The organism is Dactylosporangium maewongense (assembly GCF_039531485.1).
GTDB classification, from domain to species: domain Bacteria; phylum Actinomycetota; class Actinomycetes; order Mycobacteriales; family Micromonosporaceae; genus Dactylosporangium; species Dactylosporangium maewongense.
In genome coordinates this window covers 34,421-60,562 of the sequence record NZ_BAAAQD010000048.1, presented here as the reverse complement: position 1 = coordinate 60,562, position 26,142 = coordinate 34,421, and the positions used below count along the sequence as shown (strand labels likewise).

The following is a 26,142-nucleotide window of genomic DNA, read 5'->3' as shown; positions in this document are numbered from 1 at the left end:
CGGGAAGCGCCGGAAGCCCACTGTGACGAAATCCAGCTGGCCTTCGCGCACCAGACGCGGCAGATGCGCATGTCGCAGTAGACGGCAGCGACCTCCGACAAGGCGGCCGCGGTCCGCCAGAAAGCGGGTCCGGGCCGGCATCGGCGACGACGTACGGCACCGGGAGAAGTGGCGCCTGGCGTTGAACATGCTCGACGGAATGATCGAGCAGTGGGGCCCGGCGATGCCGCCAGCGGTCTCGGACTGCGGCTACGGCGACTGCTCCAGGGGGCCTGGTGGCGCTCGTTGTCGCCTGCGTCATGCGGTTGAGGCGGGCGCCTCCGCAGCGGCAGGGGCAGGCCCGTGTTCGCGGAGCATGGTCAGCAGCCCGGGGAAGCGTTGTTCCACCTCGTCGTACCGGAGCGTGACCAGCCGGCGGATGCCGTCGACGCGGGTGCGGATCAGGCCGGCATCGCGCAGCACCTTGATGTGGTGCGACAGGGTGGACTTGCCGATGGTGACGCCGGTGTTTCTGAGGACGTCGCTGCCGCAGGTCCAGTCCCCGGCGGCGTCGAGCGCCCGCACGAAGGTGAGCCGTACCGGGTCGGCGAGCGCGCTGAGCACCACGTCGATCGTCACGGTCTCGAGGGCGGGTTCGATCACCTCGGTCACAAGAGGAAGCGTAGCCAATGCTTGCGGAAAGTTCGACCCGCGTCGTACTGTTCGGTCTAGATCGAACCGTACGACGCAGATCGAACATTGGATGGATCATGAAGGCGATCATCTACCGTGACAACGGCGGCCCCGACGTTCTCCAACTCGTCGAGCGTGACCGGCCCGCGCCGGGTCCCGGCGAGGTCCGCGTCCGGGTCGCCGTGTCCGGCGTCAACCCGACCGACTGGCAGGCCCGCTCCGGCATCGCCCACCGCAAGCTCTTCCCTGAGATCACCCCGCACCTCGACGGCGCCGGCGTGATCGACGCCGTCGGTGAGTGCGTCGACCCAGGCCGGGTCGGGCAACGGGTGTGGCTGTTCATGGCCGCCGCCGGGCGGCCCACCGGCACCGCCGCCGAGTTCACCGTCGTGCCCGCCGACCAGGCCGTGCCACTGCCCGACGAGGCCAGCTTCGACGTCGGCGCCTCGCTCGGCGTGCCCGCGCTCACCGCACACCGCGCACTGACCGTCGCCGAGGACGGGCCGCGCCGCCTGTACCCCGGCGCACTCGACGGCAAGATCGTGCTCGCCGCCGCCGGGGCCGGCGCGGTCGGGCACGCGGTCATCCAGCTCGCCCGATGGGCCGCCGCCACCGTGATCAGCACGGTCAGCAGCCCGGAGAAGGCGAAGCTGGCCACCGCGGCCGGCGCCCATCATGTGATCAATTATCGCGAGGGCGACCCAGCCGCCGCCATCCGTGCCATCGCCCCGGAGGGCGTCGACATCGTCGCAGAGGTGGCGCTAGGCGCGAACCTCGCACTGGACCTGGCCGCGCTGCGCACACGCGGCACGATCGCGACCTACGCCAACGAGGGCGGACAAACGGTCGAGCTGAACGTGGGGCAGAACATGGTGCTGAACACACGCTTGCAGTTCCTGGTGCTCTACACGGCGGGCCCGCAAGCGCGCGCCACAGCGGTCGAGGACGTCGCCGCAGCGGTCCGCGACGGCGCCCTGCCGGTCGGCGAGGAGCGCGGCCTGCCACTGGTCCGCTTCCCGCTGCACCGCACCGCCGACGCTCACCGGGCATTGGAGACCGGCACGGTTGGCAAGGTACTGGTGGACGTCACGCCCTGAAGTTCAGCCAGCAGCCGCACCTCTGACTCGCACCGGTGCGGGTCCGCATCTCGGCACGAGTGCATACCTGGTCCGCCGACCAGGTCGGTCGTTGCCCGCACAGAGAGTGACGACTGCCGACATGCCGCCGCGCGAGACCCGCGGCATGAGCGTGCACCGGACAGCGGTCAATGCCGACGCGACGGGCCGGTACAGCAGGTGCGAAATCCGTATGATCCGCGCTGTGGAGAGCATGCCTGGGACGACGCCCTGGGACGAGTCGATGTCCGGATGGCGGTCCAACTTTGTGCCCGGGCCAGAGCAGTTGCGTCGCCAGCGGTCCAACCTGCTCGCGCTGGTGGGTCGACGGCTCCAGGCCGGCTGGGTCGGATGGGAGCTGGCAAGGGACAGGTGGCAACCGGTCATCCCGGTGGTGCTGGTGTTCGATGGCGGTGTGCAGCTGGAGCTCGCCTGGGACGCGGCTGACCGATTGTCGGTCAGCTGGAACACGATCGATCTGGGGACGGCGTTCACCTTTGTCGGCCAGCCGCACGAGTGGGCGTGTTCGGGCTGGTCGGCCTGGACAACGGGATCATGTCGGGGCTGGCGAAGTTCGAGGCGCCCGACCCGGCGTACTGGTGCGCGCGGGGCTACGCGATCTGCAACCCCGACGTCCGGGGCGTCGCGAACTCAGAGGGCGACAGCGTCCTGTGGGACCGGCAGGAGGGCCGCGACTGCTACGACCTGATCGAGTGGCTCGCCGTCCAGGAGTGGTGCACCGGCAAGGTCGCGATGAGCGGCACCTCCTACCTCGCGGCCTCGCAGTGGTTCACGGCCGCCGAGCAGCCGCCGCACCTGGTGGCGATCAACCCGTGGGAGGGGGTCAGCGACGTGTACCGCGACCTCGTGCTGCGCGGCGGCATGCCCGACACGGGGTTCGCCCGGCAGCTGCGGGACCACAGCTTCCTCGGTCTCGGACAGAAGGAGGACATCGTCGCCGAGGCCGAGCGGTTCCCGCTGATGAACGCCCTGTGGGAGGACAAGGTCCCGGACTTCGACCGGATCACGGTGCCGGCGTACGTCGTTGCCAGCTACTCCAACACGCTGCACACCGCGGGCACGTTCCGCGCCTGGCGGCGGATGGCCTCGGCCGACAAGTGGCTGCGCGTCCACAACACCCAGGAGTGGCCCGACTACTACGACGAGGCCAACGTCGAGGACCTGCGCCGGTTCTTCGACCACTACCTCAAGGGCGAGGACAACGGCTGGGAGCGGACGCCGCGCGTGCGCTACTCGCTGCTCGACCTGCACGGCGGCGACCGGGTCGCGGTCCCCGCGGACCAGTTCCCGCCGCAGGACGTCACCTCGACGAGGTTCTACCTCGACGGCCGCTCCCGCACCCTGGTGCCGGCGGCACCGGCGGCCGGGGTGCCCGCGGCGTACGACATCGGCGCCAACCCCGACGTGGTCTCGTTCGTGACCCGGTTCGACCGGGAGACCGTGCTGGTCGGCTACCCGAAGGCGCACCTGTGGGTCGAGGCGCACGGCGCCGACGACATGGACCTGTTCGTCCTCGTCCAGAAGCTCGACGCGCACGGCACGCCGCTGCAGGCGTTCACCACCCCCAACCAGGGCGCGATGCTGCAGGACCTCACCGAGCGCGGCGCCACGATCCTGCGGTACAAGGGCTCCGACGGCCGCCTGCGCGTCTCCCTGCGCCACCTCGACGAGTCCCTGTCGACCGGCGACGTGCCCGTCCACACCTTCGACCGGGTCGAGAAGCTCACCCCCGGCGACATCGTCGACGTCGAGATCGACCTGCTCCCGATCGGCCTGCTCTTCCACCCCGGCGAGCAGCTCCGCCTCGTCATCAGCGGCCGCAACCTCCTCGGCCCGATGATGCCCCGGCTGGTCGAGTACACCCCCGCCAACAGCGGCCGGCACGTCATCCACACCGGCGGCGAGCACGCCTCCTACCTCCAGCTGCCCGTCCAGGCGCGGTAGCCCGCTTGCCGGGACCGTGTCTCAGGGGTGAAGCTGGCCGCGACGGCGAACCTCGACCAATGGTGGTGGGGCACGATGCACGGCGAAGCGACCCGCACGGCCTTCCGGACCTGCCCGCTGTGCGAGGCCGTCTGCGGGCTGGAGCTCACCGTCGCCGGGGACAGGATCGTGGCGGCGCGCGGCGACCGGGAACACGTGCTCAGCGCCGGGTTCGTGTGCCCGAAGGGGGCCACGTTCGGGCAGCTGGTGCACGACCCGGACCGGCTGCGCCGGCCGCTGGTGCGCGGCGCCGACGGCCGGCATCGCGAGGTGGGCTGGGACGAGGCGTTCGCGGCGGCCGCGGCCGGGCTCGCGCAGGTGCAGGCGCGGCACGGGGCGGACGCGGTCGCCGTGTACCTCGGCAACCCCAACGTCCACACGATGGCCGGGCCGCTCTACGGCGGGCCGCTCGTCAAGGCCCTCGCCAGCCGCAACGTCTACTCCGCCAGCACCGTCGACCAGATGCCGAAGCACGTCTCGTGCGGTTACCTGTACGGCAACCCCGACGCCATCCCGGTGCCCGACATCGACCGGACCGACCTGCTCGTCCTCATCGGCGCGAACCCCCTGGAGTCCAACGGCAGCCTGTGTACGGCGCCCGACTTCCCCGGGCGGCTCGCCGCCGTCCAGGCCCGGGGCGGGCGGGTCGTCGTCGTGGACCCGCGGCGGACCAGGACCGCTGCCGTCGCCGACGAGCACGTGTTCGTCCGGCCCGGCGGGGACGCGCTGCTGCTGTTCGCGCTCGTGCACACCCTGTTCGACGAGGACCTCGTCGCGCTCGGCCGCCTGGAGGGGCACGTCCGCGACGTGGAGCGGGTCGCGGGCCTCGCGAAGGACTTCCCGCCCGAGGCCGTCGCCGCCGCGTGCGGGGTGCCGGCCGGGGACATCCGCCGGCTCGCCCGCGACCTCGCCGCCGCGCCGTCCGCCGCCGTGTACGGGCGGATCGGCACCTGCGCGGTCGAGTTCGGCACCCTGACGAGCTGGCTCGTCGACGTCGTCAACGTGCTCACCGGCAACCTCGACCGGCCCGGCGGCGTCATGTTCCCGCTCGCGCCGCACGCCCGGAAGGCCACGGAGCCGGGCGGCAAGGGCTTCCGGGTCGGGCGGTGGACCAGCCGGGTCCGCGGCCTGCCGGAGGTCAAGGGCGAGCTGCCGGTCGCGACCCTCGCCGACGAGATCACCACGCCCGGCGACGGGCAGGTGCGGGCGCTCGTCACCGTCGCCGGCAACCCGGTGCTGTCCACGCCCAACAGCGGGCAGCTCGACGCGGCCCTCGGCGGGCTCGAGTTCATGGTGAGCGTCGACCCGTACCTCAACGAGACCACCCGGCACGCCGACGTGATCCTGCCGCCGACCGACCCCGCCCGGGTCGGCCACTACGACTTCGCGTTCCTGACCCTCGTCGTGCGCAACACGGCCGCGTACTCGCCGCCCGTGCTGCCGAAGGACCCCGGCGGCATGGACGAGGCCGACATCCTCGCCCGCCTCGCCGGGATCGACCACGAGCGGCTGCTCCTGCAGCTGCTGCAGCGGGCCGTCGACGACCCAGGCTCCCCCGTCCACGGCCGGGACGTCGCCGAGCTGCGGGCCCTCGTCGGCGGCGACGGACCCGCGGAGCGGCTGCTCGACGTGCGGTTGCGGCTCAGCTCGTACGGTGAAGGCTTCGGCGCCGACGAGTCAGGGCTGACGCTGCGGAAGCTCCTCGACCACCCGCACGGCGTCGACCTGGGCCCGTTGCAGCCGCGGGTGCCGGAGGTGCTGCGGACCCCGAGCGGGCAGGTCGAGCTGTGCCCCGCACCGATCGCCGAGGACGTCGACCGGCTGCGGGTGGCCCTCGACCGGCCGAGCGACGGGCTCGTCCTCGTCGGCCGGCGGCACCTGCGGTCCAACAACAGCTGGATGCACAACGTGCCGGGGCTGATGAAGGGCAGGGACCGCTGCACGCTGCAGGTCCACCCGCACGACGCGGCCGCGCTGCGCCTCGCCGACGGCGGCAGGGCGACGGTCGCGTCCCGCGTCGGCACGCTCACCGTCGCCGTCGAGATCACCGACACGGTCATGCCTGGCGTGGTCAGCCTGCCGCACGGCTGGGGGCACGGCGCGCCCGGCACGCGGGCCGCGGTCGCCGCCGCCACACCCGGCGTCAACAGCAACATCCTCACCGACGACCACGCCATCGACCCGCTGTCGGGCAACAGCGTCCTCAACGGCATCCCGGTGACCGTCTCCCCCGCCACCTGAACGAGCCGGCGACCACGGCCGCGGCACCGGCCGGCGGCTACGACCGCGGCGCCGGGGCGGCGGCCCGCCGCAAGAGGTACTGGCGCTCGGGTTCGGTGCGCACCAGCCGCAGCGACGCCTCCCAGGCCGCGCCGGCCTCGCCGGAACGGCCGAGGCGCTGCAGCAGCTCCGCCCGCACGGCCGGGACGAGGTGGTGGCCCGGCAGCCGCTCGGCCGCCTCCTCGGTCAGCGCCAGCGCCAGCGCGGAGTCGCCGGCCTCCGCGACCGCGACGGCCCGGTTGAGCCGCACGACCGGCGAGCCGGTGCGCGCCTCCAGCCGCTCGTACAGCCCTGCGATCCTCGCCCAGTCGGTGCCGGCCGCCGTGACTGCCTTCGCGTGCTCCGCGGCGATCAGCGCCTCCAGCGCGTACCGGCCGGAACTCCCGTCGTCGCGGACGAACGCCAGCAGCTCGCAGCCGTGCCGCAGCTCGGTCGGGTGCCAGCGGGACCGGTCCTGCTCGGCCAGCCGGACCAGGTGCCCGTCGCCGTCGACTCGGGCGTCGCGGCGGGCGTGCTGCAGCACCATCAGCGCCAGCAGCGCGACCGGCTCCGGCTCGTCCGGCAGCAGGAGACCCAGCTCGTAGCCGAGCCGGATCGCCTCCTGCGCCAGCCGCGGCCGCAGCAGCGCCGGCCCGCCGGTGGCCCGGTAGCCCTCGCTGAACAGCAGGTACACCGCCGTCAGCAGCCCGTCGAGGCGGCCGGCGAGGTCGGCCGGCGCCGGTGCCCGCAGCGGGATCCCGGCCTGCGCGATCTTCTTCTTCGCCCGGGTCAGGCGCGCCGCCATCGTCGGCTCCGGCACCAGGCACAGCCGCGCGATCTCGGCCGTGGTCAGGCCCGCCCCGAAGCGCAGCATCAGCGCGGTCCGCGCGTCGGGCGCCAGCGCCGGGTGGCAGCAGGCGAACAGCAGCCGCAGCCGCTCGTCGCCGACCTCGTCCCCGACGCCGGCTCCGGTGACGGTGCCGGTGCCGGGCGCGTCGACGACCAGCAGCGGCAGCCGCTCCCGGTCCGCCTCCTCCCGCCGCACCCGGTCGAGGGCCCGCCGCCACGCGGCGGTCATCAGCCAGCCCGCCGGGTTCGCCGGCACGCCGTCCCGGTCCCACCGCTCGACTGCCGCCGCGAACGCGTCCTGCAGGCTCTCCTCGGCGAGGTCGAACCGCCGCAGCCGGGTGACGAGCAGCGCGAGCAGGCGCGGCCAGTGCTCCCGGTACGCCTGCTCGACCGCACCGCTCAGCTGGACTCCTTCGGGCCCGGCACCATCGGCCGCACCTCGACCACCCCGGACGGCAGCTCCCGGGCCAGCTCCAGCGCCTCGTCCAGGTCCGCCGCCTCGATCAGGTAGAACCCGGCCAGCTGCTCCGCCGTCTCCGCGAACGGCCCGTCGGTGACGCTGACCGCCGCACCGTCGCGCCGCAGCGTCGTCGCCGTCCCGGTCGGCGCCAGCTCCGCCCCGCCGACCAGCGCGCCACGCTCCACGAGCAGCTTCATGAACCGCTCATGCCTGGCATAGATCTCCCGCCGGGCTGCCTCGTCAGCCTCCTGCCACACCCGTTCGTCCCCGTAGAGCAACAGCGCGTACTGCATGACTCCTCCTTCGTCCGTTGCCACCATGACGCGGCGACGGGCCCGAATTCGACAACCGGCCCGAAAAATCACGCGGCCGGTCCGGTTGCACGTCAGCTGCACGCGCGGGGCGGCACAGTGCCGGTATGTTCGCACCCTTCCGGCGGCACCGGACGCACGCACTGCTCCTGGCCTGCGCGGTCCTGCTCGGCACCATGGCCGCCTGCGGTGATCGCGATGGGTCGCCGGGCTCGGGCGGCGGGGACGCCGAGCTCGTCAAGGCGCTGGGCCGCCTCGCCGACACCGAGAACATCCGCACGAGCGTCCGCTTCGCCGACGAGGCGGTCACGATGCACTTCCCGCGCAAGACCGGGTCGGTGAAGTGGCGCGGGCTCATCGGTCGCGGCAGCGCCCGGCTCCAGCCGGAGGTCATCAGACTGCCCGACTACGACATCCGGCTGGACAACAGCGAATACGTCGTCACCGCCGGGGGGTCGTCGCGCGACGTGTCGCTCGTCGCCGGCGGGCAGTTCCCGGTCGAGGTCACCCGCAAGCTGGTCGCGGCGGGCTGGCGGGACGACGGCGGTGGCCTCGTCGCCCCGCCGGTCCTCACCGGCGACGGCCTGCAGTTCCTGAGCATCGCCATGCCCCGCGTCCACGGCGAGGGCGGCGACCTGTTCGTCGGCGGCGACGACGCGAACTGGGACGACGTCCGGGCCGCTCCGGAGCGCTCGCTCGCGGCGAACCCGACGTTCCGCGCGCTGGCGGGCTGCCTCGGCGACGTGGTCGCCGCGTACTTCCGGACCCGGACGCGGGACGAACGAACCTACATGATCGCCGCCGGGGTGCTCCGGGCGGGCGCCGGCTCCAGCAAACCGGCGAAGGTCGTCGTGTGCTCGTCGTGGAGCACGGCCGAGGACATGGACCGCTCCGTCACGGAGCAGCGGCAGGAGTACGCGCACGACCGGCCGGCCGAGGTGTTCCGCGACGTCACGGTCACCGCGCTCGGCGGCGGGCTGCACATGGTCCGCGCGACGGCGGGCACCGCCGAACCCGACGCGATCCTCGCCATGGTCGACGACGGCAACGCGCCCGGCATGCAGTACGGCTGACCGCCCGGCCCGCCGACGCGATGGGAACGCTCCCATTGACAGGTCGACCGGTATCGATCACCCTGCCTATCGGTATCCCCCGATGGAAGGATGTCATCGATGGTTCAAGCCATGGGTCGGCTCGCCGACCGCGTGCTCGCGCGCCTCGCCCCGACAGCCGAGGCGGACGCGGGATGCACGTACGAATGGGAGACGTGCTACTGCAAGGGCGGCCTGCGGTACCGCCGCAAGTGCATGTACGGCTGCTCCGGCGTGCCGAACCACTGCTACTCCTGCACGGTCACCGGCACGTGCTGAACCACACGACGGCCGGCCGCGCCCCGGCGGGTCACCGATGCCGGTGACCGCGTTCGCCGCCGGCTCGGCCGTCGTGTTCGCGATGGCGGTCGCCGGGAAAGTTTCATCCCGGTCGTTCACCCGGCTCCGGCGCAGCGCGGCCGCGCTGTGGCCGGGGCCGGGACGCCTGCCGGCCGCCGCCGTCCCGCTCGCCGCGGCCGACCGCCCCGGCGCCACCACCCCGTCCTTGGCCTGCGCGGTCGCCGGTGGCGCCGCCAGCCTCATCCTTGCGTCGCTGGAGGACATCGTGTCGTTGCTCAGCATCCCGCCGGTACCGGCGAAGGGAGCGGGCCGGTGACCACCGCGCTGCTCGTCGCGGTGCTGCTGCTCACCGCGCTGACCCTGTTCAACCTGGTCGTCGTCCTCGGGGTCGTGCGCCGGCTGCGCGCCTACGAGAACCGCCTCGGCGACATGGCCGAGCCGCCGCCGGTGTCGACCGCGACCCTCGGCGAACCTGTCGCCGACTTCGTGGCGTCCACTGTGGACGGCCGACGGGTCGACCGGGCCTCGCTCACCGGCCAGACCCTCATCGGGTTCTTCTCGCCCGACTGCCCCGCCTGCCATGAGCGGCTCGGCGACTTCCGCGCCGCGGCGGCCCGGCACCCCGGCGACGTCCTCGCGGTCGTCGTCGACGACGGCGGCGACCCGGCACCCGTCGTCGGCGCGCTCACCGGCACCGGCGGCGTCGCGGTCATCCTGGAGGACCCGGAGGGCCCCGTCGCGGGCGCGTTCGGCGTCCGGGGCTTCCCCGCGTTCGTGCTCGTGCGGGACGGTGGCGTGGTCGAGTCCGTCGGCTACCAGGTGCCCGTGCCGGCGTGACCGCCGTGCTGTCCCGTGCCGGCGCGGCGCTGCTGCTCGCGTGGCGGGCCCGTCCGGCGCTGCTGTGCGGGTATGTCGCCGCGCGCCTGCTGTCCGGCGCGCTGCCGGCGCTCGCCGCGTGGCTGACGAAGGTCGGCATCGACCGGGTCGTCGCGGGCGGCGCAGCCGCGGCGGTGCTCCCCGTCGCCGCCGCGCTCGCCGCCGCCGGGCTGCTCGCCGCGCTCGGCCCGCCCGTGCTGCGCTACGTCCAGGCGGAGCTCGGCCGCGCCGTCGCCGTCATCGCCAAGGACCGCCTGTACGCGGCCGTCGGCCGGTTCACGCTGCTGCAGACCCTCGAGGACCCGGCGTTCCGGGACCGGCTGCGGATGGCCGAACAGGCCGGGAACGGCGGCCCGAGCCAGGTCGTCGACAGCGTCCTCGGCGTCGCCCAGGCCGTCGTGACGATCGCCGGCATGGCCGGCGCGCTCGTCGTCGTCTCGCCGTGGCTGGCCGCCGGTCTCGCCGCCGCGGCCGTCCCGGCGCTGGTCGCGGAGCTGCGGCTGAGCCGGCGCCGGGCCGCGCTCACCTTCAGCCTCAGCCCGGCCGAGCGGCGGGAGCTGTTCTACACCGACCTGCTCACCGACCTCAGCGCCGCCAAGGAGGTGCGGCTGTTCGGCGCCGGCGACCTGCTGCGCCACCGGATGCTCAACGAGCTGCGGACCGTCAACGCCGGGCACCGCCGGATGGACCGCGCCGAGCTCGGCAGCCAGGTGTCCCTCGCGGCGCTGTCGGCCCTGTTCGCCGGCGCCGCGGTCGCCTGGACCCTCGTCGCGGCCGCCGCGGGCCGCCTCAGCGCCGGCGACGTCGGCGCCGTGATCCTCGCGGTCGCCGGCGTGCAGGCCGCGCTGTCGGGCGGCGTGCAGTACCTCGCGCTGGCCCATCATGCCGGGCTGCTGTTCGACCACTACCGCTCGCTGCTGGCCACCCCACCGGACGCCGGGGCGGCGCCGGCGGTGGGCGGACCGGTCGCCGGCGAGACCGGGATCGTCCTGGACGACGTGTGGTTCCGATACGGCGACGAGCATCCGTGGGTGCTGCGCGGCGTCAGCGTCGCCATCCCACCCGGGTGCGCGGTCGCGGTCGTCGGCGAGAACGGCGCGGGCAAGAGCACCCTGGTGAAGCTGCTGTGCCGCCTGTACGACCCGACCCGCGGCGCGATCCGCTGGGACGGCGTCGACCTGCGCGACCTGCCCGTCGAGGACCTCCGCCGGCGGGTGGCGGCCGTCTTCCAGGACTTCATGTGCTACGAGCTGACGGCCGCGGAGAACATCGCGCTCGGCGACACCGACGGACGCACGACCCTGGACACCGACGCGTCCCGGCTCGCGGAACCGGCGACGCGGGCCGGCATCCACGACACGCTGCTGGCCCTGCCCGGCCGGTACGACACCCTGCTGTCCCGCACGTTCGTCGACTATGACCGGCCGGAAGGGGTGCTGCTGTCCGGCGGGCAGTGGCAGCGGCTGGCGCTGGCCAGGGCGTTGCTGCGCGGGCAGCGGGACCTGCTGATCCTGGACGAGCCGAGCTCCGGGCTGGACGCCGCCGCCGAGCACCGCGTCCACCGGACGATCGCCGCCCACCGCGACGGCCGCACCAGCGTGCTGGTCTCCCACCGGCTCAACACGGTCCGCGACGCCGACCGCATCGTGGTCCTCGCCGACGGGCGGATCGCCGAGACGGGGACGCACGCCTCGCTGATGGCGGCCGGCGGCACGTACGCGACGCTGTTCCGGTTGCAGGCCAGCGGCTACGACCTGGACCCGGCGGCGCCGTGACGTGGCTGCTGCGGCTCTTCCTCCGGCCCTGGTGGCTGGTGGTCAGGGTGCACGGCGGCAGCATGGAACCCGCGCTGCACGACGGCGACCTCGTCCTGGCCCGGCGGCGGGCCGGCCGCACACCGCGCCGCGGCGACATCGTGGTGCTGCGGCGCCCGGCCGCCGCCGCGCCACCGCCCGGCGCCGAGGTCGTCCACGGTGGACCAGCGCCGGCGGCGCCGTCGCCGTGGCTGGTCAAGCGGGTCGCCGCCGTGCCGGGCGACCCGCTCCCGCCGGACGTGCCGGCGGCGGCGCCGGGCCCGGTCCCGGCCGGCATGGTCGTCGTGCTCGGCGACCGTCCCGGCCTGGATTCCAGGCTGTTCGGCCCGGCACCGCTCGCCACCGTCCACGCCACGGTCGTGCGGACCATCGCCTCCGCACGCTGACCCACGGGCCGGCCACCACAGTCCGGCCGAACGGCTGCGGCAGGTGCCGGCGGCGACCCCGTACGATGGCGGCGGCCACACGGTGCGGGAGGTGAGGGCGACGGACCAGCGGCACGCGGGTCGCGCGCTCGTCGCCGTCTCCGCGGTCTCGTCGGGCGCGCTCGGCTGGAGCACCGCGCACCTGGTCACGTCGCGGCTGCTCGCGCACCGGCACGCGGCGGCGCACGGCATGGCCGACGGTGTCTCGCATGTCCACGCGGCCGAGCTGGCCGCGGTGGTCGTGGCCCTCGCCCTCACCGCGACGTCGCTGCTCGCGGTCACCGCCGCGGCGTTCGCGTCCGGCGGGCGGCTGCCGGCGCCGCGCAAACGGCGGCTGGCCCGCACCGCCGGGCTCTGGTCGACCGGAGCGTTCCTCGCGGCCGAGACCGCCGCCTGGGCCGCCTCCGACACGCACGTGGTGCCGCCGCCGGTCGTGCTGCTGCTCGGCCTGGCGGTGCACGGCGCCGCCGGCGTGCTTGCCACGCTGCTGTGGCGCGGCGCCGTGCGGCGCACCAGCCTCGCCGCCGCCGCGGCGACCCCGCGGCGGTTCGATCCGCCGGTGCGGATGCGCGCCGTCGTGCGCGCGGCCACGGGCGGCGAGTCGGTCTGGTCCGTGCTCCGGGTGGCGGGCCGAGCCCCGCCGGCGTCGGGAACGCCCGCATAGCGCTGTTTCCCAACGTCCGTCCGGGCGTCGCTCCACCGTGCCCGGGAAACCCCGAGAGGCCTCCATGCATCGACCCGCTCTGCGCCGGGGCACCGTCGTGCCCGGCGCCGCCCTGACCCTGCTGCTGCTCCTGCCGACCGCCGCGTCGGCGCACGGCGTCGACGACGCGGCCGGCAGGTCCGTCCCCGAGTTCGTCTGGCTCGGCATCACCCACATGCTGCTCGGCTGGGACCACCTGCTGTTCGTCGCCGGGGTCGCGCTCATCGCCGGCACCGTCCGCCGCGCCGCCGCATACGTGTCGCTGTTCGCGCTCGGCCACAGCGTCACCCTCATCACCGCCGCGATCACCGAGTGGCGGGTCAGCCCCGCCGCGGCCGGGTCGGCATGGTTCACCGCCATCCGGTCCGAGGTAGCGGAATAGGCCCGATGCCGCCCGTACGCGCCGCCGCCGGCGCCCCCACCTCGCGGGGCTCCGGCCCGTTACGTGCGGGTGAACATGCAGCGTTGTGGCGGATCTCCGACACCGCCACGGCCCGGCGGGCTGCCATCATCCGAGGCATGGGGCGGTGGTGGATGTTGTGGCCGGCACGGGCCGGGCTGGCGTTCCTGCTCCTCCTGTCGTTACTGCTCGCGCCGCTGGCCAGCGCGCAGTCGGCGCACCTCTTGCAGGGGCACCCCGACGGCCACGCGGCATCGGCCGGGCACGGCCATCACGGCGTCACCGGTGAGCACTCCCACCAGCACCACCACAACGTGCTGCACACGGCCGGGGCACCGGCGTACCCGCAGCAGCCGAAGCTGCCCACCGGCTCCGCGACCGTCATCACGGTCCCGGCCGGCGTCGTCACCGAACCCCCACCACCAACGGCGGTCCCGGACCGGGACACCGGGCAACCTCGGCAGTCGCACCTCCAGGTATGGCGGATCTAGGCCGGCACGGCGCACGCGACGTGTCCTGACCGACGCCACACACCTGGAGCTCCCACATGCCCGCAACCGCCGACCGGCGGCCGACGCACCATGCCCCCGACACGGAAACCCACACCGAAACCCACGCCGGCGACCACGCCGACAGCCACACCGGCAACCACACACCGGGCGCCCCGCCGCGCGGATACCGCCTCGCCCACGGCAGCCTCGCCGGGCGGTGGGACGGGCGCGACAACGGCATCGGCGCCATCCGCCTCGGCCTCGCCGTCGCGGTCGTCCTCGCCCACGCCACCTCGCTCGGCTTCGGCTGGGAGGACCTGGGCCGGAGCCTGTTCCAGAGACAGACCAACGTCGGCACCCTCGCGGTCTTCGGCTTCTTCGTCCTGTCCGGACTGCTCATCACCCGCTCCGCCGCGCACACGAGCGTCTGGCGGTTCGCCTGGCACCGCGCGCTGCGCATCCTGCCCGGCCTGTGGGTGTGCCTGCTCGTCACCGCGTTCGTCGCCGCGCCGGTCGTCGCGCTGCACCAGCGGGGCACCCTCGCCGGGTTCTGGGACGGGCCGAAGGGTCCGCTGCAGTACGTCGCCGGCAACTGGTTCACCGGCGTGCGCCAGTACGGCATCCAGGACCTCCTCGCCGACACCCCGTGGGGCCGCGAGATCGGCGGCAACAGCGTCTTCGACGGCGCGCTGTGGTCCCTCGTCTACGAGTCCACCTGCTACGCGGTCGTCGCGGTCCTCGCGGTGACGGCCGTGCTGCGCCGGGCGCGGTGGCTCGTGCCGGTTTTCGCCGCCGGGCTGTACGGCTGCATCGTCGCCGACCAGATCCGCGGCTGGACCCTGGAAGGGCCGCCGGCGCAGCACTACGGGTCGATCGTGCCGCCGCTGGTCGGCAGCGTCTCGGTGCAGTGGCTCATCTACCTCGGCGCGCTGTTCCTCACCGGGGCCACCATCGAGCTGTACCGCGACCGCGTCCCGATCCACGACGGCCTCGCCGCCGGCTGCCTCGTGATCCTGGCCGCGTCGCTCCTGCTGGGCGGGTTCTTCGTGGCCGGCTTCCCCACCCTCGCCTACCTGCTCGTGTGGGCCGCGGTCCGGGCACCGCGGCGGCTGCGCCGCGTCGGCGCCGTCAACGACTACTCCTACGGCATCTACATCTACGGCTTCGTCGTCCAGCAGCTCCTGGCCACGTTCGGCGCCAACCGCTGGGGCTACCTGCCCTACACGGCGCTGAGCCTGACGATCACCGCCGCCGTCGCCTACGCCTCATGGCATCTCGTCGAGCGCCGCGCGTTGAGGCTGAAGCACTGGCGGCGGCGTCAGTCGTGCTCGGGCGCGCCGGTCAGATGATGGTCGGCCGCGTGGAACACCTCGGTCACGAGCCGGCGGACGTGTCCGCCGGCCGCCCGGTAGAGCACCCGCCGGCCGTCCCGCCGGGTGTGGACCAGGCCCGCGAGCAGCAGCTTGGCCAGGTGCTGCGACACGGCCGGGCGGGCGGCGCCGACCGCCGCCGTCAGGGTGCTGACGTCCTGCTCGCCGTCGCGCAGCACCCACAGCAGCCGCAGGCGGGTCGGGTCGGCCAGCATCCGCAGCGCGGTCACCGCGGTCGCGACCTGCGCGTCGGTCGGCGAGTCGACCGTGGTTTCGTCTGGTGCGTACATGAGCACTCACGGTACCGCGGGGGCCCGGTGGTGGTGCGCCACGGCGGCGTGCGCGTCGGCGCTGTCGGGATCGGTGTGGATGGTGGCCCCGGTGAGCCGGGGCACCGCGTGCAGCAGCCGGTGCTCGGCGTCGAGGGCGATGGCGTGCGCCTCGACGACCGTCAGCGTGTCCGCCACGACGAGATCGGTCTCCGCGTGCAGCCGGTGGCCGATCCAGCGCATCCGCAGCGCGGCGACCCTCCGCACGCCGGGCGTGCCGGCGAGGGTCGCCTCGGCGGTGTCCACGAGTGCGGGGTCGACGGCGTCCATGAGTCGGCGGTACACCTCCCGCGCCGCGTCCTTGAGCACGAACAGGATCGCGACGGTGATGGCCAGCCCGACGACCGGGTCGGCCCACCGCCAGCCGACGGCCACGCCGCCGGCGCCGAGGAGCACGGCGAGGGAGGTGAAGCCGTCGGTGCGGGCGTGCAGGCCGTCCGCGACGAGCGCCGCCGAGCCGATCCTCCGGCCGATGCGGATGCGGTACCGCGCGACGAGCTCGTTGCCCGCGAAACCGGTCACGGCCGCGACCGCCACCCACGGCAGGTGCGTCACCGCGGCCGGGTTGAACAGCCGGTCGACGGCCTCGAGCCCGGCGAGGACCGCCGACGCGGCGATGGTGAGCACGATGACGATGCCGGCGATGTCCTCCCCGCGGCCGTATCCGTAGGTGTACCGCCGATCGGCGACCCGGCGCCCGACGATGAACGCCACCCCGAGCGGCACGGCGGTCAGCGCGTCGGCGATGTTGTGCAGCGTGTCGCCGAGCAGCGCCACCGACCCGGACACCAGCACGACCACGACCTGGATCGCGGCGGTCGCCCCCAGCACCAGCAGCGAGACCCACAGCGCGCGGATCCCTTCCCGCGAGGTCTCCAGCGCACCGTCGACCCTGCCCGCGGTGTCGTGCGAGTGCGGTGCCAGCAGATGCCCGACCCGGTGCCGTGCCGCCGCCCACCGGGAGCCCGGGTGGTGCCCGTGCTCGTGTCGATCGCCCATGCCTCCACTTTATGTGCTCATGTACGCACGCGACAATGTTGCAACTGCCACCGGTGGGCAACTGCCACCCGCCGTTGACCTTGCCGCATACGATCGGGCGCCTACCGGGGGCGGGAGGGCGCGTGCCGGATCGGATCCGCGACGAGCTGCTGGCCGAGCTGGCCGGGCGGCCGCTGGACGGGCGGGCGGTCGCCGCCCAGCTGGTCGACGTGGCCGAGCGCGGGCTGGTGACGCTGCGCTGGCACGAGCAGCCGGCCGGGTTGTGGGCGGTCGACGTGTCGCACACGCGCGGCCCCGCGACCAGGATCGGCGCGGCCGACGCCGCGCTGCTCGGTGAGCTGTTCGGCCCGGAGCGGGAGGTGTCGCTGCACCGGCACGCCGCCGCCGGCGCCGCCCGGAAGCTGTACCTGCGGGCCCGGCGAAGCGGCGAGACGGCGGGGCTCTGGCAGACCGTGCCACCGGCGTGGGACCAGCCGCGCGGCACCCTGGCCACCCTGGTGGTGGCGGTGACGGGCGTCGTCGCCGGCGCGGCGCTCTCCGAGGGCGCGGCCACGGCGGCCACCGCGGCGGCCATCGGTCTGCCCACCGCGGCCGGCCTGTACCTCGTCGTCCGCCGCCTGCTGACCGGGCCGCGGCTGACCGCACAGGGCCGGGCCGCGGCCGCCGAGGTGCTCGACCGGGCCGAGCGGTGCCGCGCGCACGGCGGGAGCCTGGCCGACCACGTGGCCTTCGGCACGGTGCAGCGCCGGCCGGCCGGCGCGCACCCACCGCCGTGGGTCGACGGGCTGCCGTGGTGCGAGCCGTCGACACCGCAGCAGGACACGGCGCAGCAGGACATAGCGCAGCAAGACGCAGCGCAGCAAGACACAGCGCACCAGGACACGGCGCACCAGGACACAGCGAACCAGGACACGGCGCAGCAGGACACGGCGAACCGCCGGGCGATCGGTGCCATGGCCGACCGGATCGCGGCGGCGTTCCGCCCGGCGTCCCGCTCCCCCGACATCGCAGGCGGTGGCGGCGGCTCCTGACGCCAGCCGGCGCGGGCCGACGGCGCGGCGGCGGATCAGTCCCGGCGCAGGGTGCTCTCGATCAGGTCGTGGCCGAGGTCGAACTGGATGCCGTCGGGGTTGCTGAGGCCGGCGTCGTCGTACCAGGACCGGTCCGCCTCCGGGTGCGGGCCGACCAGCCCGACGCGCCCGGAGCCGTAGCCGGTGACGACGGCCGCGGCGCCGCCGGTGTCGTACGTGGCCAGGACCGTCACCGGCGTGCCCGGCTTGGGGCGGAACAGCGCGCCGTCCTGGAAGAACATGTGCCGCCGCCGGCCCCGCCAGGCGACGCCGACGACGGTGTCGTCCTGGTCGTGGACCGTCGCCTCGGCGCTGTAGATGTACCCCTCGACGCCGACCCCGGCCAGCAGGCCGAAGCCGGGGTCGGCGGCGGCGAGGTAGGCGCCCAGGCAGAAGCCGAGATAATTGCCGCCGCCGTGCACGAAGTTCCTGACTTCCTCGGCGTGCCCGCGCATGCGGCGCCACGCCTGGCGGACGTCGCCGCCGCCGGGCTGCGCGTACACGCTGGCCCCGGCGAGCGAGTCCGCGGACAGCGCCACCTGCTCGCCGGGGCCGCAGAACTCGGTCCGGAACCCGCTCGGCGCGCCGCGCAGCAGGGCCGCGACCGCCTCGGAGCAGCCCGCGCAGGCGGCCGGGCCGCGGTAGATGAGGGCGAGCGGCCGGTCACCGGACAGCTTCATGTACCCGGCGCCGGCCGCCCCGCCGAGCGCGGCGAGGACACCGGCGGCGGCGCCCGCGCCGAGCAGGAACCGCCACCGGTTCACCGGCCGCCGCCCTGCCCGGCCCCGGGTTGCGCCCGCCGCCGGACGGTGCGGCGGCGGCCGTCGCCGGGCCCACGCGGCCGTCGCGGCGCCCGCCGCGGCACCGGCCCACCTGACCCCGGGCCACCCGCCCCTGACCCACCTGACGCCGAGCCATCAGGCGCCGGTCCACCGGACCCCGACCCCTCGGACGCCGTCGCAGCCGGTGCCTGCGCCGCCGACGCCGTCGTCGAATCCGTCAAGGATTCCGGGGACTTCGCCGGTGCCGGTGCCAGAGCCGGTGCCGAAGCCGCCGGCACAGCCGAGACCGGCGCCGGCGAGGCCTGGACCGGGATGGTGGCGGTAGCTGTGATGGTGGTGACGGCCCGGACCGCGCCGCGGGACGTGGTCAACCGCCGGGCGCGGGTGGCCAGCGCCGCGACGGCCGCCTCCAGCGGCCCGCGGCCGACCGTTCCCCTGACCGCGAGGCCGATGAGCAACGCGCCGACGATCTGCACGAGACAGCCGTTCCCGGCGCTGTAAGTGTCGAAATCCGAGTTGATGAACAGGATGTGCGCGGAGTAGAAGGTCAGCGTCATGCTGCCGGCCGAGGCCAGCGACACCAGGATGACCGTGCACACCGGGCCCCACACCCGGTGGGTGACGTGCGCGGCGAGCAGCATCAGGCCCAGCACCGCGACGGCGCAGCCGGCGGCGCCGAACATCTCGGGCGGCGTGCCCGTATGCGCGGTGTCGACCGCCAGCCACCACCACGTGGAGGACGGGACGTTGCCGTTGCCGCCGAACTTGAGCAGGTCGGTCGTCTGCGCCACCGTCAGGTCGCTGCGCGGCTGCGCGGCCCAGATGTGGGCCAGCCCCCCGTAGCGGTGCAGCAGCAGCGTGGAGGCCGTGTGCGCCGCGACGGCGACGACCGTGCCGACGGCCAGCAGCAGGGCGGCGAACCGTCGCCGGCTCAAGTCCTGCCGCCCGATGACGATGCCGACGCACACGTACGCCAGCCAGGTCGGCGACGGGTAGAAGCCGGTGAACGTCAGCTCGGTGAGCATCCCGATCGGGTCCTGGACGAGCCTTATGAACGACGGGTTGCCGAGCTCCGGCTCCGGCAGCCGTGGCAGCAGGAAGTAGTTGCCGACCGGGCCCGCCGTCGCCAGGAGCAGCCCCACCACGGCGACGGTCCAGGTGCGCAGGAACACCAGCGGGATCGCCAGCAGGAACACCACCGCCAGGTACGGCAGGATCACCGCCTTGAGCGTCGTGTCGGCGGCGCAGACCAGGAATCCGACCACACCGATGGCGACAGCCCGGGCGGCCATCCCGGCGGCCACGGCGGGACGGTCGGCCGCCGGGACCCGTCGCCGGCCGGACACGAACGCGATGCCGACGCCGGCGAGCAGCGCGAAGGCCGCCGCCGCCCGCCCGCTGAACGCCCTGTCCGACCAGGTCGGGTTGCCTGCGGCGTCGGCCTCCCACAGCGCGTGCAGGGTGATCATCCCGAGTAGCGCCACACCCCGGGCGGCGTCGATGCCGATGAGCCGTTGCCGGGTGCGTGGCGCCGCGGCTCGCGCGGGCGGCGCGGACGCCGCCAGGTCACCGGGCCGCGCCGTACTGTCCCCCGCGCCCCGTTGCACAGCGGTCATGCGGTCATCACCGCGTCCACCAGGTCGAGGCCCAGGTCGACGCCGAGCCGGTCCACGGACAGACCGGCATCGGCGTACCAGTCGCCGGTCGCCTCCGGGTGGGGGCCGACGACCCCGACCCGGCCTTCCCCGAAGCCGGCGACGAGCGCGGCGACGGTGCCGTTGGGGTAGGTGGCGACGACCGTCGCACCGGCGTCGGGCCGCACCCAGAAGTACGGGCCGTCCTGGAAGAACAGCGTCCGCGCGCGGCCCCGCCACGCGACCTCGACGAGCGTGTCGTGCGGCTCGACGACGGTGGCGGCGGCCGAGGCGATGTACTGGTCGGTGTCCCCCGGCAGCAGGCCGAAGCCGGGGGTCGCGCCGGCCAGGTACCCGCCGAGGCAGAAGCCGAGATATCGTCCGCCGTCGTGCACGAACTCGCGGATCGCGGCGCGGTGCCGGCGCAGGTGGCGGTAGCCCTGCGAGAGCAGGCCGCCGCCGGGCTGCGCGTACAGGACCGCACCGGACAGGGCGCGCGCCGACACCTGCACGTCCTCGCCGGGGCCGACGAAGCGCACGTCGAAGCCCCAGCGGCTGCGGCGCAGCAGGTCGGCCACCGCCTCGGGGCAGCCGGGCAGGGACGCGGGCCCGCGGTACACCAGCGCCACCAGCGCCCCGCCGGACCCTCCTGTGGGCTGCGCGGCCGGCATGCGGCACGTCGCGGCCATGGCGCGCCCGGCGCCGGTGCTCCGGACGCGCCGGGATGCGATCACCGCGACCCCTGCCGCGGCGGGTTGTCCAGGGTCAGGGCGGTGCACCGCACGCCGCCGCCGCCCTTGGCGAGCTGGGTCGTGTCGAGCTCGACCACGTGCAGCCTCCGCTCGCGCAGCGCGGCGGCCAGGCGCGGCACCCCGCGGGTCATCGTCACGGTGCGGCCGTCGCTGATCAGGTTGAGCGCGAGGCGGGACGCCTCGTCGAGGCCGACCTCGATCAGGTCCAGCCCCAGCGCGCGCAGGCTGCCGCGGCTCGGCTCGTCGAGCGCCAGCGGGCAGTACGCCAGGGTGTGCGGGTCGATGACGGCGATGGCCAGGTCGAGGTCGTACCAGCGCGGGCCGACGGTGCGCAGCGGGATCACGTCGTAGTCGAGCTCCTTGGCCAGGACGGCGTGCATGCGCTGGTCGGTGCGCTGCCCGTGGCCGGCGAGCAGCAGGTCGCCGCAGGCGAGGGCGTCGCCCTGGCCGCTGAACGGGAACGGCGCCTCGACCACCTCGTAGCCGCGGTCGACCAGCCACTCCTCGAAGTACGACATCTCCGCCTTGCGTTCCGGCGGCGGGAAGCCCAGCACGGCCCGCTCGCCGCGGACCACCGCGGCGTTCGCGGTGAACACCATGTCCGGGCACTCGGGTGCGGCGGGGACGTACTCGACGAGGCGGCCGGCGGCCAGGTGCGCGGCGACGATCGCGTCGTGCTCGGCGTTGGCCGCGACCGGGTCGGGTTGCACGTCGGTGTGCATGTACGGGTTGATCTCGTAGTCGATGCGGAAGTGGGTGGCGTCGGAGACGAGCAGTTCGGTGTTCATGGGGCGGTGTCCTCCTTGATGTGACGGGATCTTGCGAACGGAAGGTGCGCACGCGACCGGCAGGCACGCGGACGGCGGGCGCCGGTGCGGGCCGGACGGCGGACGGTTCAGGCGGCGATCGCCGGAAGGGTGGCGGGCGCCGGAAGGGCGGCGAGCTCCGGAAGGGTGCCGGCGCCCTGTGCGGGGATGCCACGCCATCGGCTGCCGGGCGTGAGGTGTTCGCCCTTCATCAGCAGCGACAGCGAGCCGAGCGACACCTCGTCGCCGACGACGGCGTCGTACAGCACGATCGCCCGGGTGCCGATGCTGGCGCCGGCGCCGACGGTGACGACGGACATCTTCATCACCCGGTCCTCGAACAGGTGGGTCTGCAGCGACACCTCGGCGCCGACCGCGGCGTCGTCGCCGATCTCGACCAGGTCGAACTCGGTCAGGTACGTGGTGCCGATCCAGGTGCGCCGGCCGATGCGGGCGCCGAACCAGCGCAGCACCGGCGGCAGGAACGGGGTGCCGACGAGCATGCCGAGCCCGGCCGGGATCGCCGCGGCCTCGTACAGGCCGGTGACGAACTCGGTGCGCCGCACGAACGTGCTCCACAGCGGCTCGACCCTGGGCCGGTAGGCGCCGATGATGCTGCGTTTCGTGGCCGCGCAGCACCCGATCACGGCGGCGCCCGCGGCCATGACGACCAGCGGGGAGACCAGCGCCGGCACCGGCAGGTCACGGCCGCGGGCCAGCGCCGACAGCACCCACAGGTACAGGTAGACGCTCATGCCCAGCAGCGAGGCCGGCACGGTCGCGCGGGCGAACTCGACGGCGAGGCGGTGCGCCACCACCTGCCGCGGCGGGCGGAACGTCTCCTGCTCGGAGAACGTGCCGCTGCTCTGCCGCCGCGGCAGGTGCATCGCGGGCGAGCCGAGCCACGAGGTGCCGTCGGGGACGTCCTCGTCCGGCGGCAGGGTCTGCACGCCGACGAGGCTGCCGGCGCCGAGGGTGGTGCCGGCCGGCACGAACGCCGCGTTGCCGACGAACGCCCGGTGCCCGACCCTGGTCGGCAGCAGCGCCATCCGCCCGTTGGCGAACGTGGCGGCGCCGACGCTGGCCATGTCGGCCACGAAGCTGTCCGGGTCGAGGGTGAGCAGGTCCGGGTCGAGGTGCGCGGCGGTGGACACCTCGGCGCCCCGCCCGACGCGGGCGCCGAGCAGCCGCAGCCACGGCACCGTGTACAGGGTGGAGTACAGCGAGTTGGTGAACAGCAGGCTGAACTCCAGCAGCTTGTCGGCGATCCACTTGCGGACGCCGAGGCCCGAGCGGGCCGGGTGGATGCCGGCCGGGGCGTGCCGCAGCACAAGGCGTTTGCCGCCCGCGATGACCGCGCAGGTGGTCAGCACGTAGAGCGGCCCGGCCGGGACGGTGGCGACGAGACCGGCGAGCAGCCCCCACTGCAGCAGCGCCCACCAGACGAGGACCACGCTGGGCACGACGGTCGCGATGGCGCTCAGCTCGAGGCCGACGGCGCCGAGGCCGGCGGCGAGCAGGTGCTTCGGGTGCCAGTTCTGGTGGCGGCCCTTGGCCGACAGCATGACCTCCACCGTCGAGCCCAGCGCGTCGACGGGCGCCGCCGGGGAGCCCGCCCACCGCGCGCCGGGCGGCACGGTCTCGCCCTGCTCGAGCACGGACTGCTCGCCGAGCCCGGCGCCGGACCGCACCGACGCCCCCGGCTCGAGCACGGCGTTGGCGCCCACGAACGCGTGCCGCGCGACCGTGATCGGCTCGACGACGACCCAGCCGTGCTCGACCCGCCACGGCCGCATCGACACGCCGTAGCCGACGGTGGCGTCGGACTCGATCTCGATCATGGTGGGGACGCCGATCGAGCTGGTCGCGATCGTGGTCCGGGCGCCGACGCGGGCGCCGAGCAGCCGCAGGTACACCGCCATCAGCGGCGAGCCGCTGAGCACGGTCATCGGACCGAGCGCCAGCAGCAGGTCGAGCATCCACAGCCGCACGTAGGTCGGGCCCCATAGTCGGTACCGGCCGGGGCGGATGCCGGCGGCGACCGGCCGGGCGAGCAGGACCGGCACGATCCAGCGCACGCCGAGGTAGCTCACCAGGATCGCCATCATCAGCTGGGCGAGGACCTCGACGGACACGCGGCCGTTGTTCCAGGTGTACACATAGGACACCGGCAGCGTGATGAGCAGCACCAGCAGGTAGATGACGAGCGCCTGGCCGGCGCCGGCGGCCGCGATGCTGCGGCTGCCGTGGCGCAGCGGCGCCGGGCGGCGCGGCGCGGCCAGCCCGGTCGCGGGCGCGGCGAGCCGGCCGGCCAGGCCGCGCACCGTCGGGTTGCTGTACAGGTCGCGCACGGCGGGGCTCGCGCCGATGCCGCGCGTGCGCAGCAGCGACACGACCCGCGCGGCGAGCAGCGAGTGCCCGCCCAGGTCGTCGAAGAAGTGCGCCTCGACCGACAGGGCCTGCGGTTCCAGCCCGAATGCCTCGGCCCACACCGCGCGGACCTGCTCCTCGAGGTCGGTGTCGGCGGCGACGACGGTGCCGCGGGCGGGGCGCCGGTGGACCGGGGCCGGCAACCGTTTCCGGTCGACCTTGCCGCTCGGCATGGCGGGCAGCGCCTCGACCACGTCGAGGTACGCCGGCACCATGTACCCGGGCAGGCGCTCCTGCAGCTGCTCGAACAGGCGGGGCACCAGCGAGTCGTCGGGCTCCGGGCAGACGATGTAGGCGGCGAGCTCCCGGGGCGCGTCGTCACCGGTGCCGACCGGGACGAGCGCCGCGACCGCCTCGCTCACGTCGGCGTCCTCCAGCAGCACGTTCTCGATCTCGCCGAGGTCGACCCGGTGGCCGCGGATCTTGACCTCGGCGTCGGCGCGGCCGAGGTACTCGACCTCGCCGTCGGCGGTGAGCCGGCCGAGGTCGCCGGTGCGGTACAGGCGCGATCCGGGCGGTGCGAGTGGGTGCTCGACGAACCGGTCGGCGGTCAGCTCGGGCCGGCCGACGTAGCCGCGGGCGACGCCGGGCCCGCCGATGCAGATCTCGCCGACCTCGCCGTCGCGGACCGGCCGGCGCTGCTCGTCCAGCAGCACGACGCTGTAGGTGGGCAGCGGCCGGCCGATGGTGACGATCCGCCCGGGCAGCAGCTCGCACCAGGTCGCGGTGACGGTCGCCTCGGTCGGCCCGTAGGTGTTGAGGATGCGCCGGCCCGGCCGGCTCCACCGCTCGACGAGCTGGCCGGGGCAGGCCTCCCCGCCGACGAGGACGCTGCGGATGCGGGGCAGCTCCCGGGGGATCGTCGCCAGCAGGGTCGGCACGCAGTACAGGACGGTGATGCCGGACGAGTCGAGGAAGTCGGCGAGCTCGGCGCCGAAGCGCCGCGAGTCGGTCGGCCCGGCGACGAGGGTGGCGCCGACGGACCACGTGGGCCAGATCTCCTCGATCGAGAAGTCGAAGGCGATCGTCATGCCCTGGTAGACCCGGTCGCCGGGGCGCACGTCGTACACCCCCGGCACGACGTCGAGGAAGTTGCAGATGCTGGACTGGGCCACCTCCACGCCCTTCGGGCGGCCGCTGGAGCCCGAGGTGTAGATGATGTACGCGGCGGGGTCGCCGGTGGCGTCCGGCTCCGGTCGGAGCGCGGGTGCCTCGGCGGCGCCGCCATCCCCGCCGGTCTCCGCGGTCTCGTCGGGGCCGCCGGTGCTGTCGACGCGCAGCACCGGGCAGGGCAGCCCCTCGGCGCGGTCGGCGAGCTCCGCCGACGTCAGCAGCAGCGCGATCGCCGAGTCCTCGGCGATGTAGGCGACCCGGTCGGCGGGCGACTCCGGGTCGATCGGCACGAACGCCCCGCCGGCCTTGCCGACGGCGAGCAGCGCCACGTACGTCGCGACGGAGCGCTGCAGCAGGATCGCCGTCCGGGCGCCGCCGCGGATGCCGAGGCCGCGCAGCCGGTGCGCGAGCCGGTTGGCGCGCTCGTCGAGGTCCTGGTAGGTGAGGCGGATCCCGTCGCATTCCAGCGCGACGGCGGTGGGGGTGCGGTCGCACGCGGTCTCGAACACGTGGTGCAGGCGTCGCGCCGTGAGCTCGTGCTGCCGGGACGGCGGCGCGGTCGTCCTGGTGGTTGCCTGGATCAAAATTTCAGCCCTATCTCTGCTGATGCCGCCGCGGCACAGGTGCGGGCCGGCGGCGCGGCTGCCGCCAAGGCGCAGCGGGGCACCGCGGCCGGCGTGGGGCCGGCCGCGGGTCTCAGCGACAGTCATGAACGGGGGCGCGCCGGGGGCGGACCCGGGCGTGCCGTGCCACAGCGTGACCGGGTGCGGTCCAACGGAGGCAGCGGCACCTGGGTGGGCACCGCATCCCCAGATTGCCGCCCCGGTTCAGGTCGCGGGAGCGGCGTCGGTCAGTTCTCACCACGAGACCACCCACGGCGCGGCGCCCCCACCCTCAGCGGCCGCGACGGTGGGCCGAGGCGCTCTGCGCGCGTCACACTCCGCCTCACCGGGGCACGCGGCCCGGGTTCGCGGTGCGGGGAAGCCGGCGTGCCGGGGTCGATTCCGGACGCCTTCACCAGGTGCGGCGGGTCCGTGGCGGTGAGCAGCACCAGCGCGGCGCCGATCCACTTCGGACGGAGTCGGAC

At 74.6% G+C, this 26,142-nt stretch carries 24 protein-coding genes and 1 pseudogene; 15 read left to right on the top strand and 10 right to left on the bottom strand.

The window, feature by feature from the left end; translation table 11 throughout:
• Positions 1–22: 22 nt before the first annotated feature.
• Positions 23–256, top strand: a pseudogene (locus tag ABD332_RS56070) (transposase); the annotation flags it as partial.
• 41 nt (positions 257–297) lie between these two features.
• On the opposite strand, the gene ABD332_RS56065 reads toward ABD332_RS56070, so the two are convergent.
• On the bottom strand, positions 298–651 hold the full coding sequence (locus ABD332_RS56065) for an ArsR/SmtB family transcription factor (RefSeq protein ID WP_344514667.1): 354 nt from the start codon (positions 649–651) through the stop codon (positions 298–300).
• A 98-nt stretch (positions 652–749) separates the two neighbouring features.
• Here ABD332_RS56065 and ABD332_RS56060 point away from each other — a divergent pair, with 98 nt between their 5' ends.
• The 3 genes from ABD332_RS56060 (at position 750) to ABD332_RS56050 (ending at position 6,032) form a co-directional block, all read left to right on the top strand.
• Positions 750–1,769, top strand: coding sequence for an NADPH:quinone reductase (locus ABD332_RS56060; protein WP_344514665.1), 1,020 nt, complete (start codon positions 750–752; stop codon positions 1,767–1,769).
• Positions 1,770–2,309: 540 nt separating this feature from the next.
• Complete coding sequence (locus tag ABD332_RS56055) at positions 2,310–3,752, top strand: CocE/NonD family hydrolase (RefSeq protein ID WP_344514663.1); 1,443 nt, start codon at positions 2,310–2,312, stop codon at positions 3,750–3,752.
• A gap of 27 nt (positions 3,753–3,779) precedes the next feature.
• The gene (locus ABD332_RS56050) at positions 3,780–6,032 is read left to right on the top strand and encodes a molybdopterin oxidoreductase family protein (protein WP_344514661.1); all 2,253 of its coding nucleotides are present in this window, start codon (positions 3,780–3,782) and stop codon (positions 6,030–6,032) included.
• 37 nt (positions 6,033–6,069) lie between these two features.
• On the opposite strand, the gene ABD332_RS56045 is transcribed toward ABD332_RS56050, so the two are convergent.
• Positions 6,070–7,302 carry an RNA polymerase sigma factor gene (locus ABD332_RS56045; RefSeq protein WP_344514685.1) on the bottom strand — a complete coding sequence of 411 codons (1,233 nt, stop codon included), beginning with the start codon at positions 7,300–7,302 and terminating at the stop codon, positions 6,070–6,072.
• Positions 7,299–7,652, bottom strand: coding sequence for a YciI family protein (locus ABD332_RS56040; protein WP_344514659.1), 354 nt, complete (start codon positions 7,650–7,652; stop codon positions 7,299–7,301). The genes ABD332_RS56045 and ABD332_RS56040 overlap by 4 nt, the downstream gene beginning before the upstream one ends.
• Before the next feature lie 125 nt (positions 7,653–7,777).
• Between ABD332_RS56040 and ABD332_RS56035 the strand changes: the two genes are divergently transcribed.
• The 10 genes from ABD332_RS56035 (at position 7,778) to ABD332_RS55990 (ending at position 15,119) form a co-directional block, all read left to right on the top strand.
• Entirely contained in the window at positions 7,778–8,743 is a 966-nt protein-coding gene (locus ABD332_RS56035; protein WP_344514657.1) for a hypothetical protein, read from the top strand.
• A gap of 99 nt (positions 8,744–8,842) precedes the next feature.
• Entirely contained in the window at positions 8,843–9,040 is a 198-nt protein-coding gene (locus tag ABD332_RS56030) for a hypothetical protein (protein ID WP_344514655.1), read from the top strand.
• Between the two features lie 37 nt (positions 9,041–9,077).
• Positions 9,078–9,377 carry a hypothetical protein gene (locus tag ABD332_RS56025; RefSeq protein WP_344514654.1) on the top strand — a complete coding sequence of 100 codons (300 nt, stop codon included), beginning with the start codon at positions 9,078–9,080 and terminating at the stop codon, positions 9,375–9,377.
• Entirely contained in the window at positions 9,374–9,898 is a 525-nt protein-coding gene (locus tag ABD332_RS56020; RefSeq protein ID WP_344514652.1) for a TlpA family protein disulfide reductase, read from the top strand. The genes ABD332_RS56025 and ABD332_RS56020 overlap by 4 nt, the downstream gene beginning before the upstream one ends.
• Positions 9,895–11,712, top strand: a complete 1,818-nt coding sequence (locus tag ABD332_RS56015) for an ABC transporter ATP-binding protein (RefSeq protein WP_344514650.1) — start codon at positions 9,895–9,897, stop codon at positions 11,710–11,712. The genes ABD332_RS56020 and ABD332_RS56015 overlap by 4 nt, the downstream gene beginning before the upstream one ends.
• Positions 11,709–12,137, top strand: a complete 429-nt coding sequence (locus ABD332_RS56010; RefSeq protein WP_344514649.1) for a S26 family signal peptidase — start codon at positions 11,709–11,711, stop codon at positions 12,135–12,137. Before ABD332_RS56015 ends, ABD332_RS56010 begins: the two co-directional genes overlap by 4 nt.
• Before the next feature lie 91 nt (positions 12,138–12,228).
• A complete protein-coding gene (locus ABD332_RS56005) occupies positions 12,229–12,840 on the top strand; it encodes a hypothetical protein (RefSeq protein WP_344514648.1) in 612 nt (203 codons plus the stop codon).
• Between the two features lie 64 nt (positions 12,841–12,904).
• Positions 12,905–13,261, top strand: a complete 357-nt coding sequence (locus tag ABD332_RS56000; RefSeq protein WP_344514646.1) for a HupE/UreJ family protein — start codon at positions 12,905–12,907, stop codon at positions 13,259–13,261.
• 137 nt (positions 13,262–13,398) lie between these two features.
• Entirely contained in the window at positions 13,399–13,770 is a 372-nt protein-coding gene (locus tag ABD332_RS55995; RefSeq protein WP_344514644.1) for a hypothetical protein, read from the top strand.
• A gap of 56 nt (positions 13,771–13,826) precedes the next feature.
• Positions 13,827–15,119 (top strand): acyltransferase family protein, encoded by a 1,293-nt coding sequence (locus tag ABD332_RS55990; RefSeq protein WP_344514642.1) that lies wholly within the window; start codon positions 13,827–13,829, stop codon positions 15,117–15,119.
• On the opposite strand, the gene ABD332_RS55985 is transcribed toward ABD332_RS55990, so the two are convergent.
• Entirely contained in the window at positions 15,089–15,430 is a 342-nt protein-coding gene (locus ABD332_RS55985; protein WP_344514640.1) for an ArsR/SmtB family transcription factor, read from the bottom strand. The two genes, ABD332_RS55990 and ABD332_RS55985, sit on opposite strands and share 31 nt — an antisense overlap.
• A 6-nt stretch (positions 15,431–15,436) precedes the next feature.
• Positions 15,437–16,468: a cation diffusion facilitator family transporter gene (locus ABD332_RS55980; protein ID WP_344514638.1), complete on the bottom strand. Its 1,032-nt coding sequence runs from the start codon at positions 16,466–16,468 to the stop codon at positions 15,437–15,439.
• A gap of 122 nt (positions 16,469–16,590) precedes the next feature.
• Between ABD332_RS55980 and ABD332_RS55975 the strand changes: the two genes are divergently transcribed.
• Positions 16,591–17,499 (top strand): hypothetical protein, encoded by a 909-nt coding sequence (locus ABD332_RS55975; RefSeq protein WP_344514636.1) that lies wholly within the window; start codon positions 16,591–16,593, stop codon positions 17,497–17,499.
• Between the two features lie 35 nt (positions 17,500–17,534).
• Here ABD332_RS55975 and ABD332_RS55970 read toward each other — a convergent pair whose 3' ends face one another.
• The 5 genes from ABD332_RS55970 to ABD332_RS55950 all read right to left on the bottom strand — a co-directional run bounded on the left by ABD332_RS55970 (position 17,535) and on the right by ABD332_RS55950 (position 25,639).
• On the bottom strand, positions 17,535–18,302 hold the full coding sequence (locus ABD332_RS55970; RefSeq protein ID WP_344514634.1) for a BPL-N domain-containing protein: 768 nt from the start codon (positions 18,300–18,302) through the stop codon (positions 17,535–17,537).
• Complete coding sequence (locus tag ABD332_RS55965) at positions 18,299–19,936, bottom strand: heparan-alpha-glucosaminide N-acetyltransferase domain-containing protein (RefSeq protein WP_344514632.1); 1,638 nt, start codon at positions 19,934–19,936, stop codon at positions 18,299–18,301. The genes ABD332_RS55970 and ABD332_RS55965 overlap by 4 nt, the downstream gene beginning before the upstream one ends.
• Positions 19,933–20,688, bottom strand: a complete 756-nt coding sequence (locus ABD332_RS55960; RefSeq protein WP_344514630.1) for a BPL-N domain-containing protein — start codon at positions 20,686–20,688, stop codon at positions 19,933–19,935. Before ABD332_RS55960 ends, ABD332_RS55965 begins: the two co-directional genes overlap by 4 nt.
• Positions 20,685–21,494 (bottom strand): dimethylarginine dimethylaminohydrolase family protein, encoded by an 810-nt coding sequence (locus ABD332_RS55955; RefSeq protein ID WP_344514628.1) that lies wholly within the window; start codon positions 21,492–21,494, stop codon positions 20,685–20,687. The genes ABD332_RS55960 and ABD332_RS55955 overlap by 4 nt, the downstream gene beginning before the upstream one ends.
• Before the next feature lie 107 nt (positions 21,495–21,601).
• Positions 21,602–25,639 carry a Pls/PosA family non-ribosomal peptide synthetase gene (locus ABD332_RS55950; RefSeq protein ID WP_344514626.1) on the bottom strand — a complete coding sequence of 1,346 codons (4,038 nt, stop codon included), beginning with the start codon at positions 25,637–25,639 and terminating at the stop codon, positions 21,602–21,604.
• Positions 25,640–26,142 lie beyond the last annotated feature (503 nt).